This is a genomic window from Paraburkholderia dioscoreae (assembly GCF_902459535.1).
In the GTDB taxonomy this organism is placed as follows: Bacteria; Pseudomonadota; Gammaproteobacteria; order Burkholderiales; family Burkholderiaceae; genus Paraburkholderia; species Paraburkholderia dioscoreae.
Genome location: NZ_LR699554.1, coordinates 65,862 through 81,385, shown reverse-complemented (window position 1 = coordinate 81,385; position 15,524 = coordinate 65,862). Strand labels below are relative to the sequence as shown.

10 protein-coding genes and 3 pseudogenes are annotated in these 15,524 nt (G+C 61.2%); 2 read left to right on the top strand and 11 right to left on the bottom strand.

What is annotated here, in order from left to right; genetic code table 11:
* Window positions 1-84: 84 nt before the first annotated feature.
* Together PDMSB3_RS20670 and PDMSB3_RS20665 are read left to right on the top strand one after the other, a co-directional pair.
* Window positions 85-1,110: a fimbrial protein gene (locus PDMSB3_RS20670; RefSeq protein WP_165187570.1), complete on the top strand. Its 1,026-nt coding sequence runs from the start codon at window positions 85-87 to the stop codon at window positions 1,108-1,110.
* A 108-nt stretch (window positions 1,111-1,218) separates the two neighbouring features.
* Window positions 1,219-1,764: a hypothetical protein gene (locus PDMSB3_RS20665; RefSeq protein WP_007178708.1), complete on the top strand. Its 546-nt coding sequence runs from the start codon at window positions 1,219-1,221 to the stop codon at window positions 1,762-1,764.
* A gap of 133 nt (window positions 1,765-1,897) precedes the next feature.
* On the opposite strand, the gene PDMSB3_RS20660 is transcribed toward PDMSB3_RS20665, so the two are convergent.
* The 11 genes and pseudogenes from PDMSB3_RS20660 to PDMSB3_RS20605 form a co-directional block, all read right to left on the bottom strand.
* On the bottom strand, window positions 1,898-4,327 hold the full coding sequence (locus PDMSB3_RS20660) for a bifunctional acetate--CoA ligase family protein/GNAT family N-acetyltransferase (protein ID WP_165187569.1): 2,430 nt from the start codon (window positions 4,325-4,327) through the stop codon (window positions 1,898-1,900).
* 273 nt (window positions 4,328-4,600) lie between these two features.
* Window positions 4,601-6,202 carry a peptide chain release factor 3 gene (locus tag PDMSB3_RS20655; protein WP_007178706.1) on the bottom strand — a complete coding sequence of 534 codons (1,602 nt, stop codon included), beginning with the start codon at window positions 6,200-6,202 and terminating at the stop codon, window positions 4,601-4,603.
* 605 nt (window positions 6,203-6,807) lie between these two features.
* Window positions 6,808-9,471, bottom strand: a complete 2,664-nt coding sequence (locus tag PDMSB3_RS20650) for a fimbria/pilus outer membrane usher protein (RefSeq protein WP_007178705.1) — start codon at window positions 9,469-9,471, stop codon at window positions 6,808-6,810.
* Between the two features lie 116 nt (window positions 9,472-9,587).
* Window positions 9,588-10,331 (bottom strand): fimbria/pilus periplasmic chaperone, encoded by a 744-nt coding sequence (locus tag PDMSB3_RS20645; protein ID WP_007178704.1) that lies wholly within the window; start codon window positions 10,329-10,331, stop codon window positions 9,588-9,590.
* A 50-nt stretch (window positions 10,332-10,381) separates the two neighbouring features.
* Window positions 10,382-10,942 carry a fimbrial protein gene (locus PDMSB3_RS20640; RefSeq protein WP_007178703.1) on the bottom strand — a complete coding sequence of 187 codons (561 nt, stop codon included), beginning with the start codon at window positions 10,940-10,942 and terminating at the stop codon, window positions 10,382-10,384.
* 250 nt (window positions 10,943-11,192) lie between these two features.
* Window positions 11,193-11,499, bottom strand: a pseudogene (locus PDMSB3_RS20635) (MFS transporter); the annotation flags it as partial.
* 59 nt (window positions 11,500-11,558) lie between these two features.
* A complete protein-coding gene (locus PDMSB3_RS20630; protein WP_007178702.1) occupies window positions 11,559-12,119 on the bottom strand; it encodes a fimbrial protein in 561 nt (186 codons plus the stop codon).
* 584 nt (window positions 12,120-12,703) lie between these two features.
* Window positions 12,704-12,971, bottom strand: a pseudogene (locus PDMSB3_RS20625) (MFS transporter); the annotation flags it as partial.
* 32 nt (window positions 12,972-13,003) lie between these two features.
* Window positions 13,004-13,172, bottom strand: a pseudogene (locus PDMSB3_RS20620) (aldehyde dehydrogenase family protein); the annotation flags it as partial.
* A 659-nt stretch (window positions 13,173-13,831) separates the two neighbouring features.
* The gene (locus tag PDMSB3_RS20610; RefSeq protein WP_165187567.1) at window positions 13,832-14,122 is read right to left on the bottom strand and encodes an H-NS histone family protein; all 291 of its coding nucleotides are present in this window, start codon (window positions 14,120-14,122) and stop codon (window positions 13,832-13,834) included.
* A gap of 137 nt (window positions 14,123-14,259) precedes the next feature.
* Window positions 14,260-15,459: a serine hydrolase domain-containing protein gene (locus PDMSB3_RS20605; RefSeq protein ID WP_007178698.1), complete on the bottom strand. Its 1,200-nt coding sequence runs from the start codon at window positions 15,457-15,459 to the stop codon at window positions 14,260-14,262.
* Between the last annotated feature and the right edge of the window lie 65 nt (window positions 15,460-15,524).

Below are 15,524 nucleotides of genomic sequence, written 5' to 3'. Positions count from 1 at the left end.
GTTCACCAGGGTTAGCAACTACTATGCGAGGCTGCTGGGATTCCCCCACGCAACTGCGAGTTCACTCGCACATGAAACTCTGCCATGCACGAGAAGCTTCCCCGAACTGCGCGTTATCGATATTTCACCCTTGCCGCTCTGGGCGTCGCAGCTCTCGCCGCACTGACAGTTAGCGCGCCTGCTGATGCTGCGTTTCCCCAATGCTCAATCACGGGCAACGGGTCAGTCGACTTTGGCACGGTGACCGTGCCGCACGACGCTCAAGTCGGTACGTCGATTGGTCCGCCTATGTCCACCACATTGAGGGTAAGTTGTCCGAATAATGTTAATGCTGGAGGCAACGGCTATTATCTCAAGTTCGACGCCTATGCAGGAGTGGACGCAACCGTGCATGATGTGTGGGATACGAACCTGACGGGCATCGGAATCCGGGTCACCGACGTCACTTATAACAATTCAGTTTTGTCGAAGACAAGGTCGGGGGATTTTGGGCCGGCTGTCGCATCTGGGACAACGTATAACGCCGACTATGTTTTCACATATCAATTTGTGAAAACCTCTGCCGAAGCAAGCAGCGGACAGATCCTTAACTTTCCCTTGGCGTTGCTGAAAAGTCACGACATTGCTCACAATGTCGATTCCGCCGTGCTAAATACGCTTTCGATCGGTACAGCGACAATCGCCGCTAGTACCTGCGACGTGACGACTCCGTCTTTGGGCGTCCCACTACCGCCGGTTGCAATCAATGCATTCCCCGTGCGGGGTGCGACGGCCGGCAATACGAATTTCACCATCGACCTATCCTGCCAGGCCGGCTCCAACGTTTTCGTTACGCTGACCGACGCTACTGATTCGGGCAACACAACCAGCAATCTAACGCTCACAGGCGATTCGACCGCCTCGGGAATAAGCCTGCGTGTGCTGGACAGTAGCGGATCGCCGGTCAGCTTCGGACCAGACTCGGCGGCACCGGGTACGACAAATCAATGGCTAGTCGGCCCGTCGGCGAACACGACTGGCATCCCGCTCACGGCCCAATATATCTCGACCGGCAAGGTTGAATCAGGCACGGTACGCGGGCGGATGACCTTTACGTTGAGCTATCAATAAGCCAGCACCCGGACTGGAAAACCGGCCGCTCGCACACATGGTTTAGAATGGCGACCCTCTCAAAAATCACGCCGCATGGGTTCGCTCATGCGCGCTCATCAATAAGCAATGGCGAAACTTCTGACCGATTCCGAATTCCAGCGTTTTTCCGAACTCCAGCAGAAGCAGTCGAGCTTCACGATCACGCCTGAAGAAGCCGACGAACTGCGCGACATCGTCGCTCATGCGCAAAAGCGCCGTGATGATCGCGCGGCGGCGATGCAGAGCATCGAGACCTTCATCCAGCAATTCGACATCAGCCCGGACGAGCTGTTTTCGGCCGAGCAGATCGGCGACGCCGCGCGCACCTTCGGTCTGATTCCGGCCGCGAAGAAAGAACGCGTGCTGCCGCCGCAATTCACGTTTAACGGCAAACCGTATCAGTGGACGACCCGTCCGCTGCCCGACGATATTCGCGTGCCCTTGTTCGACGCGTTCAAAGCCGGTGACTCGGTCAAGTCGTTCATCGCGACGCCGAAGGATGCGAACCGTTGCGCGGCGACCATCGCGCGCCTGGAGCGCGAAACCGGTGCGGTGTATGGCGACGCATGGCTCGAAGAACTGTCGGTAACGCGCACGCAAGTCGACGAAGCCGCTGCCAAACTGCCGGCCTGAAGAAGGTGCTCCCTTCCTTCACGCTTCTTGTGGCGAGAGGCCTTCAGCGCCTCTCGCTGCTTCGATCACCGCCGCAGCAACTATCTTGGCCGTTTGCGCAGCCTGCTGTAAAGGCAACGCAACAGTGATCCGTTCAACCCGGCGCGGTTGGCGCCGCGCTCCCCGTGCCCGGTTCGGCCGGTTCATCCAGCGCCATACGAAAGCCGACGACACCCGGATCTTCCGTTCGCGTCATCGTGAAGCCGCTAGCTTTGGCGAGCGCGATCATCGCGACGTTCTCGCGCAGCGCTTCGCCGATCAGCCAATGGATGCCGCGCGCCCGCGCGTATCTGATAATCCGGTCCATCAGCAACTGGCCGAGGCGCCGGCCTTTCTGGTCCGAGCGCACCGCCACCGCGAATTCGGCTGTTTCGTTGTCGGGATCGGCGACCGCCCGCACCACGCCCAGCGTCCGCGTGAAACCTTCTTCGCTTTGCACGGTGGCGATCAGCGCCATTTCGCGGTCGTAGTCGATCTGCGTCATTCGCGCGAGTTGCGAGTGGTCGAAACTGCCCACCGCGCCGAAGAATCGCAGGCGCAAATCTTCAGGCGTCATGGCTTCGACAAAGTCATGGTGCGCGGTCTCGTCTTCCGGACGGATCGGCCGCACCGTTACCCGCAAGCCTTGCCAGTCCAGCGTCTCTTCGAAGCGGCGCGGATAGGGCACGATCGCGAGACGGCTGCGCGTTGCCGCAACGCTCAATGAAGGACCGACGACCGTCACGCGATCGCGATACACCCGCAGTGTCAGCCTGAGACCGACGATTTCCCTTACATCGCACACCGCTTGCGAGAGCGCCGTCAGCGCAGCCAATGCCGGGTCCGGCGTAATCAGCTGCGCGTAGCGCGAACGCGCGACGATGTCGCGCGCGAGCATGGGATTGAGCGGCGGCAAACCGTAGACGCGCAGCGGTTCGGATATGCCGTCGACCGCTGGTGCCGTGAAACGGAATACGGGGCCGAAGTTGTCGTCGTCGTGAAGCTCGACGACGATGTCGACGATGGGCTTGCCAGTTGAACCGGGGCTCGCTTCCGCGCCGTCCAATGCCTGCGGGGCCGTTTCCACCTGTAAGCCAAAACGCTCAAGAAACTGCGCCGCCGCTACGCCGATTAGTTGATGCCCACCTTCCGCGAGCGCCTCGCGCGCCTGTGCTTGAGCTGCATCGATCGCGGCGGGGATTTGCGCCGGCAAACCCTCGGGCGTTTGCATCAGCAGTTCGCGCCCCATTCGATAGTCGACCAGCCGCGCGAAGGCGCGCGCGAGCCGCTGCGGCGTCGTGTGAACCGGAATGCCCTGAGCGTGCAGCGCGTCGCGCGTGGCGGCATCCACGCCGCCAAAAAAGCACGCGAGCAAGCCGCGATACGCGAAGCGCTGATTCGCGATCAAGGCCTGCGCCACCTCGCCCACCGGCGCACTGTGCGTCGACGCATGCACGACGAACGCCGTTCCCGAACCGCGCTGGTTCGCGAGCAGTTCGAGGGCGGTCCCGAAGTGCTCGGGGCGCGCGTCGTCGCCAAGCCGCAGCGGATTGCCGCCGACGGCATGCGGCAATGCCTGCCGCAGAGCCTCGGACGCTTCGTCGGGCCACGGCGCGAGCGTATCACCGGCCGCGGCAAAGGCGTCGCAGGCGAGCGTGGCAAGGCCGCTGTCGCTGGTAATCAGCGTGGCCGTGGCGCCCGCCGCCACGCGGCCCACGCCCAGCGTCTCGATTTCGTCGAGCAGATCGTCGAGCGAATCGACCCGCACCATGCCCGCGCGGCGGAAAGCGGCCGTGTAGAGCGCGTCGGCGGGATCGGCGCGGCCGGAGCGTAGCGCCAGAACCGGTTTGTTGCGCGCCGCCGCGCGGGCCGCCGACATGAACTTGCGCGCCGCGCGCACGCTGTCCAGTTCGAGCAGGATGGCGCGCGTACCGGGATCGCTGGCCAGATAGTCGAGCACGTCGCCCGCGTCCACGTCCGCCTCTGCGCCGAGCGCCACGGCATGCGAAAAGCCGAGGCCGCGCGCCTGTGCCCAGCCGAGCACGGCATTGGTCAGCGCATTCGACTGCGACACCCACGCGACACCGCCCGCCTTCACCGTGCACGACGGCGCACCCAGATGCGCGTGCAGCGCCGGCGACACCACGCCGAGACTGCCTGGCCCGACGATCCGCAGCAGATTGGGCCGTGCCGCCGAGAGCGCATGCCGCAACGCGAGCCGGTCGTCATCGCTGCGCACCTCGCCCACGATGATCGCCGCGCGCGTGCCCAAGCCGCCGAGCTTATGGATGATGCCCGGCCATGTGGCCGGAGGCGTGCAGATCACGGCGACCGTGGGCGCTTCCGGCAAGTCGCCGGTCTCGCCGATCACGGCATGGCCGCCGAGCGTCGGGTACTTCGGGTTGACCGGCCAGAGCGGGCCTTCGAAGCCGCCGTCCAGCACGCGCGTCCACACCATCGCGCCGGTGCTGCCCGGCCGCTCGGAAGCGCCGATCACGGCGACGGATTTGGGTCGAAACAAGGCGTCGAGATTGCGAACGGTCACGGGCGCTCCGGAAACTGGGGAAGGCAAGCCGCCTGGCGGTCAGGCGTGCGTCTTCGTCAGCATAGGCGAAGTCGGGCGCTCGCGCGGCGCTTCCGTCAGGCAGCCGGTTGGCACCGCACCAGGAAGGGCGTGTCTTTGGGAGACAACGCGCGGCTGGCCGACGCAGCATACAAATCGTCGTAGCGCCGTTAACGCAAATGGCCCCGTTTCTGGCGGGGCCATTTGCTTGTCTTGCTTTGCCTTGCTTTGCGTTCGACTACCGTCGCTGCGGATTTACATCGCCCTCTTGAACGGTGCGCCAGAATGCTCGCGCAATTCGTTGAACACGATTTTCGGCCATGCCTTCTGCGCGACTTCGATCTCCGACACGTGCGACGCGAGATAAGTCGGTGCATCCGAAGCGTCGAGCGCAATCCGCGCCGCGTATGAATCGGTGAAGCGGCGCAGTTCGGCGGCATCGTCGCAAGTCACCCAGCGCGACATGCGGTAACGCGCCGGCGCCATGCGCACGTCGACCTTGTATTCGGTCGACAAACGGTGCGACACCACTTCGAACTGCAGTTGCCCGACCGCGCCGAGAATCATCAAGCCGCCCACTTCCGGACGGAACACCTGGATCGCGCCTTCCTCGCCGAGTTGCTTGAGCGCTTCGCCAAGTTGCTTGGCGCGCATGGGATCGACCACTTCCACCGTCTGGAAAATTTCCGGTGCGAAGAACGGCAGGCCGACGAACTGCAGTTGCTCGCCTTCGGTCAGCGTATCGCCGAGACTCAGCGTGCCATGATTCGGAATACCGATGATGTCGCCCGGATAGGCCTCGCTCACCGTCTCACGACGCTGCGACAGGAACGTCACCACGTTGTTCGCGCGGAACGTCTTGTTCGTGCGCGTCACCTTCACGGCCATGCCGCGTTCGAAATGCCCCGAGCACACACGGATGAATGCCACGCGGTCGCGGTGGGCCAGATCCATGTTCGCCTGCACCTTGAACACGACGCCGGTGAACTTCGGTTCGTCCGGCATCACGGGCCGCTGCACGGTCATGCGCATGGAAGGCGGCGGCGCCAGATCGACCAGCGCGTCGAGAATTTCCTTCACGCCGAAGTTGTTGATCGCCGAGCCGAACAGCACCGGCGATTGCTGACCGGCGAGAAACTGCTCGCGATCGAAATCCGGCGACGCGCCGGTGATCAGATCGATCTCTTCCTTCGCCTTGACCCAGGCATGGCCGAAGCGGCGTTCGCCTTCTTCGTCGCTGAGCGCGTGCAGCGTTTCGACCTCGCCGCCCGCCTTGTCCTGCCCCGCGCGGAACAGGCGCACCTGATCGCGCTGGATGTCGTAGACGCCCTGGAAATCCTTGCCCATGCCGATCGGCCATGTGAACGGCACGGCGGCGACACCCAGGTGCTGCTCGATTTCGTCGAGCAGTTCGAGCGGCTCGCGCACTTCCCGGTCGAGCTTGTTGATGAAAGTGACGATCGGCGTCTTGCGGCTGCGGCAGACTTCGAGCAGTTTGAGCGTTTGCGCTTCGACACCGTTCGCGCCGTCGATCACCATCACGGCGGCGTCGACCGCGGTGAGCACGCGGTAGGTATCTTCAGAGAAGTCTTCGTGGCCCGGCGTGTCGAGCAGATTGATGACGGCGTCGCCGTACTCGAACTGCATCACCGAACTCGCCACCGAAATGCCCCGCTGCTTTTCGATCTCCATCCAGTCGGACGTCGCGTAGCGGTTGCTCTTGCGGCCCTTCACGGTGCCCGCGATCTGAATCGCGCCCGAGAACAGCAGCAGCTTTTCCGTGAGCGTGGTCTTACCCGCGTCCGGGTGGGAAATGACCGCGAACGTGCGGCGGCGTTTGAGTTCGGAGACTGACATCGGGTCTGGCGGTCACGGATAGGGGTTCGGGCGGTTCCCGGCGGCTTGTGGCTACCGGTGTGCCACGCCTTGCGCGGCGGCGTCGGGCTGCGGGAGTTGGGCCGGCGGCCCGCGTCACAACGGCAACTCGACCGCGTTGGAAACAGGTCACGAACGAGCGTTCGACAATACGGGAATCGCCAGCGCAGAACAGCGCAGGGAACGAATGATACACGTCATAGGGAATGACGTATCGAAAAGGGGCTGGTGCGGCGGAGAAGCTTCAGGCGGGTCCACCCCAAAAGCTTTACTGATACGACATCGTGAAAGTGGCGAGTGCTGTGATCGAGCCAGCCTCCACGTCCCCCGTTCGCACCTATTGCACGGTCAAAGGCACTTGTAGCCGGCCGTCAGGTGACGCACCGATGAGCCATTGGTTGGTCGTAAAGGGCTCCGATGAGTCCGATCCGAACGACACCAGCGCGCCTTTGTTATTCAATATCTGAAGACCAATCCCCTTTGCGGTCGAGTCCGCGGCCGGAGTGAGAACATTGGACCGATTGAACGGGTCCGTGTTGTCCGTCAAGACGACCGGATCGTTGTGGACAGAACTTGAACGCAGACATTTAATTGCTCTTCGAATTTGTTTGCCTGGTACTGCCGGAAGCAAGGTTCGCCTTTTCGGTTAGCGTCTCACCCACGCAGTGCCCTTCCACAGACGTGTAGGCCGCTCCTGCCTTACCTGTTTGCGGCGGCAACATGTAATCGATACGACATTGCCCGGAGGCCGACGCGCCCCATTTCACGAACAGCGAGCCTTTGTCCTCGAGTCCGCGCGCGAAAATCCGGCTGTCCTGCGCGACGATACCCACGGTCTTGCCGTTGCCGTCGACCACGTCCGCGCCAAATGGCAGCGCCTTGTCGCCAGGCTGCGGTGCACGAATCAACGCCGCGCGGCCGGTCACCGTCTTGTACTTGATCATCACCACCGAACCCAATCGCGGCACCGCCTGCTCCGACGTCGACTCAAATTCCACATCGGTCGACGTGCCCTTCGGATCGATATCCACGGTGTTGATGCCGTATGGCGTCAGGTACGGAACGACCGCAAAGCCGCGTCCATTGAGCTTGACGCCGGGGGAACTGGTCACGCTCGCGCCTGCGGCGCCGGGTGCTTCGATCACGCCGAACGTGTCGCCCACCGTCTGCGAGAACGTGACACCCCCCGGATGCGCGACGATCGACCCGCTGATACCCGCCGACACCTGGCTCGAGCCGGTTCCCCCGCTCGCCGATCCCGTCAACTGCGCGTATGGCGCGCGATAGGTGCCGCTCGCGCCCGCGCTCGCGGTACTGGCGCCCGAGCCGTCGCCGTACGCCCCATACGCGCTATACGAATACTGGTTGCGCTCGCCCAGCGAGCCGCTCACGTTGGCCTGCAGGTTGGTGTTTCCGCCCGAACTGCCGAGGTTCGTCGACAGCAGGGGCGAATACTGGTCACGACCGAGCGGCAACGTGGTACTCAACATGATCTGGTCCGACATTGACCCGTTCGAGTTGCGTGTGCGCCCTGCGCTGATACTGTACGTGCCGTACTTGAAACGATTGTTATAACCAGCCTGGTAGAACACATCGCTGCCGCTGCGATTCCAGTATTGCTGAGCGGAAGCGTTCAGAAAGACCGTCCCGTATTCCTTGAAATTCTGATTGAGCGTGACCTGAAAACGGTTGCGCTGCCGGTACACCGAATCCGGATCGCCGCCGTGCATAGCGAGGTCACGCACGGACGCTGCATCCGACAGGTTCATGTACCCCGCCGTCGAATAGCGATACGCCGCGAGTGCAATGTTCGTGTTGGTCGGATCGATGAACTTGCTGTATCCGATGCGCAAGCTGGTGCCGCGCGACATACCCTGATCCGGAATCTGCGTTTGAGCGCCTGTCACGTCAGCTGACAGCGCGCCGAACTTCGTGTTCAGTGCGGCGCCCACGTCGGCGGCCATATAACCGTTAGCAGCCACGGCGCCACCATAGACCGTGACCAGATTGGTTAGCCCCCGCTGTAACGTGAACTGCGCGAAATTCGGGTTTGTCTCCAGCGTGGAATTGCGGAGCTCGCCGGCGGTGACTGAAAACCGTGTGGTGCCGGGCCGCAACGACTGGGCAACCGAGGCGTAAGGCACAGTGAAGCTTTTCGTACGGCCGTTGGCTTCGGTGACGGTGACATCCAGGTTGCCGCCATAGCCGGTCGCGTAAAGGTCGTTGATTTCGAACGGACCCGGCGAGACGGTGGTTTCGTAGATCACCTGGCCGTTCTGACGAACCGTCACGCGTGCGTTCGATTCAGCCGTGCCACGCACGATCGGCGCGTAGCCTCGCAGGGATTCTGGCAGCATGCGGTCGTCGGTGGCGATCTGCGCGCCGCGAAATTGCACGCTGTCGAAAACATCGCCGGTCGTATAGCCGTCGCCGACGGTCAATTGCGACTTCATCGTGATGATGTCACGCTGAAGGTAGGTCGCAATGTTGTCGAATTGCGTGGCGGCGCCACCTTGCTGGGTCACCGACGACTGATGGCGAAAGTGCCATGCGCCGAGGTTCACCCCGGCATTCAAACCGACATAGCTCTGGGTCGATTCGACTCCAGATCCGCCGCTGTGGTAAGCGTTCGCGTTGTAGCTCAGGAAAGCTGCGTTGACTCCGTTCTGCCACATCTCGGGCGGCACGTAACCGCGCGCAACGTTTCGCATATATTTTTGCGGTACGTTAAGGGCAATCTTTTGTTCCGCGAAGTCGAAGTCCGCCGTAGCGTCGGGCACGGCTGCCGCGAGGTCGATGCATTCGCCGGTAGCGCCGGCGTCGGTTACCGCCTTCGCCTCGTTATTCGCAGCGACCTTGGCAAAGTCGACGCCAAGCGTTTCCAGCATTTGCCGGCTGAAGCAAGGTCGCGCCGCAGTCTTTTCGCTCGCGGCCACAAAACGCACATCATGGCGCGCAACACGAATACCGTTGATAAACAGGTCGACGGAATAAACGCCTGCGGATACCGCGTTGCCATGCGCAAACCGCGTGACGTCCACCGTTGCATTCGAATCGACGCGCAGAAATGTTGTGTCGAACTCCACGGCTGCGCCCGCTTGAACCGGTTCGGACGCCTGTGCGCGTACCGGCTGAACACTGCCCAGGACCGCGCATGCCAGCGTGACGACAGCAGCGGCTGGGTCGAGTCTGAACGCACCAGCGAGTTCAGTGCTGCGAACGGACGACCGGCAACAGGGTAAGTCCTTCATGATGTGATCGGAATCAATGTCCCGCCACGGGCGTACGTCGCCTCTGTACGTTGCCTGTGCAACGCACGCCGTGTAGGAGAAGGGGGTTGGCTGCCCCCTGGCAGGATGTAGCGGTGCTAGTCGCCAAGAGCGGCGTCGCCGTCGATCGGGCCGCCGTAGTCGTTGATTGCGATGTAGTGCACCTTCGCGCCCGCGGCAACACCATTCATCTTCGCGATCGGCAGGGCCGCTGAAGTGCGCGGCGCAACCATTCCGCCCTGATCGTTCCTGAAGGTGTGGCCACCGCTTTCGACGCCGATCTCACTGAACGAAACGTAGTAAGGCGTCGGATTCGAAACGCTGACCGCCTGCCCCTTGCCATCCGCCGACGCAGTAATACTCCAACGCAGTTGCGCGGCCGCATCTTCAGGCTTGCCGGGTAGCTTGTCCGGCCGCGCGAAAACCTTGATACGGGTGCGATACGCCAGGCTCAAAGTATTGGCGTCCGGCACAGCACCTGCCTTCGGTGGAATATCCAGAACATTGAGCCAATAAACCGACTCGCGGTCCTGGGGCAATGGTTCGCCGGTGTACATTACGCGCAACGTCTGCGCCTTTTTCGCGTCCATACGGAAAATCGGCGGCGTAATCACGAACGGCACTTTGATTTCACCGGGTTTGGCATCCGGCTTGCCGTCGTCGATCCAGACCTGCACGAGCGAGGGTTTGTTGCTGTCGTTATCCAGCTTGACCGTCACTTCACGCTGCTCAAGTGGATACACCACGCGCGTACCGCCGATCGTCACGCTTGCATGTATGCTGCCGGCCAGCAGCGCACATACAAAGCCGATTCCTATCGGCAATTTTCTGAGCAGCTTCATTGCGGTCTGTCTATCGGTGTTTCAGAAAAAGCGCGCAAAAGGGCCTTCGCTCACTGATACTCCATCGTGTATTGAACGGACGAGCTGACCGTGCCGGGAGCCGCAACGCCCGTCGCGTAATACTGCGCGAAGTACTGCAGGGTTGCCTTGTCGCCCGTGATGGTTGCCGCGTTCGTCGCGATATCGTTGTTCGCGCCCGTCGCGACGTTGATCGGCTGCATCTGTGCGTTAAGGAGACGAACCTCCACGTTTTGCGCGGTGCCGCCCATGTTCGAGAGATAGCCATTCGATTGGTCGACCGACGGACCGTTCTCAAAGCGTGCAATCGCCTTGGTGGCCGTACCGCTGCAGCCCGTCAGATTCAATTGCAGATCCGTGGGGTTCGACGTACCGGCTACTGCGCCTGCCGACGCAAGCGAACCGCTCGAAACCGGCGCCAACGTGACCGATTTATCGGCGGGAGTGCCGCTCGCGTTGCCATTGATCGAACACGTGCTATCCGTCACGGTGCCCGTGAAGGAGATCGTGCCATCCGCCGCATGGGCGCCAAGGGGGACGAGACCGAACAGACTGCAGGCGGCGATCGCGACTGCGGGGAGGGATAACTTCATAACGTTTGGTCCAATAAACTAAGCAAAGCTGATCAAATCAAAAAACGATCCCTGTCTGGCACAAGGATCGCCACATACGTCAAGCGCGCCGATCATTCAGTTAAGGAATACGATTCTTCCTGCTCTAAACGCTTGACCTGTCCACCAGAGATAAGACAATGCAATGTTAAGTTGTCCCACATCAAATTACGTGAGACAAATCGCCTCTTTCCAAGATGTGGCAATCTGCCACGCGAGAAATACGTCCATGCTCTGGTGGAGACACGCCGACGAGCTTCGAGATCGTCAACATGTTCAGCGTGAAAATCGCGAACGCACTAATCAGGAATACACGACGCGGCAATTTGATGGTCAACCAGATGTCGATCGACGCGCCAGGTACGAGAAACCCATTCAGCAGAAAATCCGCGCCCGAATCGCTGTTAAGATCCATCGCCTTCAGAAGGGTCGGCAAAAACGTATAAACCGCGAAGCAAGAAATGACGAGACACACGAAGAGCGCGCAATTGAAAATTTATGCGGCGGATCAGAGCCGGTTTGAATAGACGCCTTCCGCCCGTCAATTTCCAAACGGATAGCAAAAAAGTACACCCGCGCGGAGCACCTCTATCTGGGTTTACTGATATTGGATCGTGTATTGAATCGACGTATAGACCGAACCCGCCTGAGCGGCATCGAGCGCGTAATACCGTGCGTAATACTGCAGCGTTGCCGCCCCGCCGGCAATGGCCACCCCGTTCGTGCCGATATCGTTGTTCGTGCCCGTCAGCACATTGATCGGCTGCATTTGCTCGTTGAGCAGTTGAACTTCCACATTTTTCGCGGTGCCGCCCTGGTTCGCCAGAAGGCCCGTTGACTGGTCGATCGTCTGGCCATTCTCGAAGTTCGCAATCGCCTTGGTGGCCGCGCCAGTGCAACCCGTCAAGACAAGTCTCACATCCGCCGCGTTCGATATACCGGCCACGGCGCCTGATGTCGTAAGCGCACTGGCCGAAACCGACGGCAACGTGACTGACAGGTTGGCGGAAGTACCACTCGCCGTGCCGTTGATCGAGCAAGTGGTGTCTAACACAGCGCCGCTGAAATTGATCGTACCGTCAGCCGCATGGGCGCCAACCGGCGCAAGACTCAACACACCGCCGGTAGCTATCAGGATTGAGGAGATCATGGATTTCATTGCTTGTATTCCTAAAGACGAAACTGAAAGACTCAACGGCGATCGCGGAGTTACGCGGGGCCGTCGTTCACCTCGAGTGCCTCGATATTGCAAGCCAGATATGCAATGTTTTCACTAGCGATCTTGATATCACTCAAAAGAAAACCAATCATAGATTTTCCCAGGTAAAAACTGTCTGGGACAAATCGCCTCTCTTAGGAATTGAACGGGGAAGCCGGGTGGCCGATGACGCGCTGTGAGCCCAGTGGAGTAAGCCATCAGCGCGCGCAGAATCGATCAAACTGGTTTTTGGTAAATAAACAGGGAGCGGCAATCCGCCGCGCAATATGCGGCGTCCACGAAAGCGACCAGCCTGTTCGAAACAAAAATCTGCCGTATCGTTGCCAATGCAGCAAGGTCTCTATAGTGTTCAGTAGCGTTCCAGCGCGCTGCGCGCCGCTAGCTTCGTTAAGCGTCAAACACTTGTTTCAGGCGCTCACGCGATCGACACCAACATGCCGATCCGCAACACCGCTGCAAGCACCATCATCGTGATGGGGAAACCGAGATGCACGATGCCGGGCGGCAACAGGAAAGTCCCGACAGCGCAGCAGGCACAATTCCAGCGGCGAGCGCACATAAAACTGCGCTAACGCGGCTGCGGTGATGATCAGAAAACAGAGCAGAAAGATCTTTTGTCGTCCCAAGCGATCCGATAGCCAGCCGAATACCACCCTGCCGAAGAAAATACCCAGCAACGCGGAACTGCCGATCCATCGATACGAACGCGTAACCGATCGGGCCGAGCGCGAAACCTTCGGTAAGGTGCGCACCGAACGTCAGCCCGGCGATCTTGACGTGAAACGCGTTCAACGGAACGTCGTCGAGAGAAATGGGGCCGTGCGCGGCTTGCCGCCGGTCAAAATCCTCGCGCCCTTTGCAATGCGTCGGCAACATGCGTTTCGACTTTCTTCCGCGCAGCCTGATTGATCAGCGGACCTTGTTCGACCTCGCCTTGCAACGCGTTGCCACGCGCAACTTGCGCACCGCTTGCGTCAGCGCGGACGTGAACGCCGGGCCTTCGAATCCTTCGCCGATAAAGAGTAGTTTGGCCGTCGATGCGCTCATGGTCTTTCCGTCGGGGTTGAGGGGATGACCGATTGTGACGTTCGGCATCCGCGACCATGTATCGATGAGTTTTGATCCGGGGTATGAGGGGAACTCAACTCCCGGTTAGTCCCGAGCGCAGTAGCCTGCAGGTGTGGGAGAGCACAAAGGTGAGGGTTTTCGGGACTCGTGCCGATGCGCCCTTGAATTGCGTCAAAAGGTGAGCTTGCGGACGATCGGTCGCGCACCTGCGCAGTGAAATTCCGCACAGCGCTCAACACGGCAGGCGCAACCGGAAAAGTCTCGAGCGTTAGCCCCTGCGATTCTTCGCAGAGCCTGGGAATGCCCGCCAGCAAAGGCTGGCGAGGGTTTCAGAGAAATGGGCCAGTGACTGCGGCCTGCCAGCGGCAAGCTAGCCGCAAGGTACGCGTTCCGGCGAAACCAGGCTCACCGAACCAAACTGGCCCGCCGCAGTTCGCGCATGCGGACCCACAAGCTCACGGGCCAGGCTCACGCGAAAGGTGAGCGTTTTCGGGAACCGTGCGACGGTGCGAGAAAACCCGCACGGGACATCACTTCAGACAGTCCGGTGCACGACGGGCAGGCAAGGCGTGCACTGACGCGCCTCAGACTTCGATCAGAAAGCGCTCGCGATTCTTGCCCGCGAGCCATGCAGGCGAGCGGCCGCGGCCACTCCACGTCTCGCCGGTTTTCGGATTGCGATACTTGGCAACCGAAGCCGTTTTACGGCCCACGGTGCGCCTGCTCGTAAAACCCAGCTCTTCGGCAGTCAGGTCGTATTCGGCAACCTTCTGTTTGATCTCGGCGATCGCCTGCGCAATTTCCTTCTCACGCGCAGCCGCGACTTCCTTGTGGAGTTTTTCGAGCTGGGCAGTCAACTGCTTGTACGAGGCCATGACGGGTGCTCCGATCGTTTGGACGATAAAACTGAAGTGCGGACACTATCAGACGAATAAATTGCCGGATAGAGAGGCCCGACACCGCGCGCGGGTAACGCATCTAAAAGACGCCTGCCCTGACGCAGCCGGTTCACTCAATCGTCAATTGCATCGTACACGCGGCGTTCGAAGTCGACTGCCATAGGAAACGGTTCGATGGAGCGCCGCTGAATCAGCATCAGGCCAATCAGGTCTTCCACAGGATCGGCGAACCAGCTCGTGCCATATGCGCCCGGCCAGCCGAACGAACCCACCGAGCGATAGCCGAGCGGCAACTGCTGCGCCGGGTCGTCGACGATGGACAAGCCGAGGCCGAACCCCTGCCCTGCCCACTGCACATGCCCGAAGGCCGGCACGCGGCGTTGGTCGCGCGTCAGAAAATTGGAGCGCATCAGGTCGACGGAGCGATGCGACAGCAAACGCGTCACGCCGACCCGCCCGCGCCCGAGCAGCAGTTGCGCGAATTGCAGATAGTCCTGCGCGGTCGAAATCAGGCCGCCGCCGCCGCTCTGGAATCGGTCCGGATTCGCCCATCGGCTCGACGACGGGTGATCTTCGACCACCCGCCGCCGCGTGCCCGGTTCCACGCCATAGGCGGTGGCCAGTCGGGTAAGTTGTGCGTCGGGCACCCAGAAAGCGGTGTCGCGCATACCAAGCGGCTCGAAAATCCGGGTCCGGAAAAACTCGCCGAGCGGCATGCCGCTCACGCGTTCGATCAGCACGCCGAGCACATCGGTCGCGATGCCGTAGTGCCAGCGGGAGCCGGGCTGAAACATCAGCGGCAAATCCGCGATGCGGGCGAGCCAGGCGTTGCCGTCCATATGCGCTTCGAAACCGTTGAAAGCAGCAGCGTAAGCTTCCGAGAGCGGCCCGGTCGCCGTGAAATGATAGGCGAAACCGGCGCGGTGGGTCAGCAGATCCAGCACGGTGAGCGACGCTCTGGCCGGATCGGTCTGGTCCAGCGGGCCGGTGGGATCGCGCAGCACACGCGGCGCGGACAGTTCCGGCAACCAGAGGGAGACCGGCGTGTCGAGTGCGAGCCGATCCTCTTCGATCAGCATCAGGATCGCGGCGCTCGTCACCGGCTTGGTCATGGAGGCAATGCGGAACAGAGTGTCGCGCTCCATCGGCAACTGCGCGGCTTCATCTCGCAAACCAAGCGGCTCGAAGTAGCCAATCTCGCCGCGCCGCCAGACCATCGCGACCACCCCCGCAACTTCACCGCGCTCCACGTAGCCTTGCATGGCGTTGGTCAGCGCCGTCAGCCCAGACGCGGAGAGTCCTGCTGGTTGCATGTTTGTCCCGATCGGTGGAATTTTGCTGCACATGCTACCCGATCGAAGAAACCATCGCAGCCGTC

Bases quoted from the DNA above. Each gene is read 5' to 3' on its own strand.
- PDMSB3_RS20645 (WP_007178704.1), bottom strand. From the start codon at position 10,331: ATGAAGCTGCTCAGAAAATTGCCGATAGGAATCGGCTTTGTATGTGCG.
- PDMSB3_RS20655 (WP_007178706.1), bottom strand. From the start codon at position 6,202: ATGTCAGTCTCCGAACTCAAACGCCGCCGCACGTTCGCGGTCATTTCC.
- PDMSB3_RS20670 (WP_165187570.1), top strand. From the start codon at position 85: ATGCACGAGAAGCTTCCCCGAACTGCGCGTTATCGATATTTCACCCTT.
- PDMSB3_RS20630 (WP_007178702.1), bottom strand. From the start codon at position 12,119: ATGAAATCCATGATCTCCTCAATCCTGATAGCTACCGGCGGTGTGTTG.
- PDMSB3_RS20605 (WP_007178698.1), bottom strand. From the start codon at position 15,459: ATGCAACCAGCAGGACTCTCCGCGTCTGGGCTGACGGCGCTGACCAAC.
- PDMSB3_RS20640 (WP_007178703.1), bottom strand. From the start codon at position 10,942: ATGAAGTTATCCCTCCCCGCAGTCGCGATCGCCGCCTGCAGTCTGTTC.
- PDMSB3_RS20650 (WP_007178705.1), bottom strand. From the start codon at position 9,471: ATGAAGGACTTACCCTGTTGCCGGTCGTCCGTTCGCAGCACTGAACTC.
- PDMSB3_RS20665 (WP_007178708.1), top strand. From the start codon at position 1,219: ATGGCGAAACTTCTGACCGATTCCGAATTCCAGCGTTTTTCCGAACTC.
- PDMSB3_RS20610 (WP_165187567.1), bottom strand. From the start codon at position 14,122: ATGGCCTCGTACAAGCAGTTGACTGCCCAGCTCGAAAAACTCCACAAG.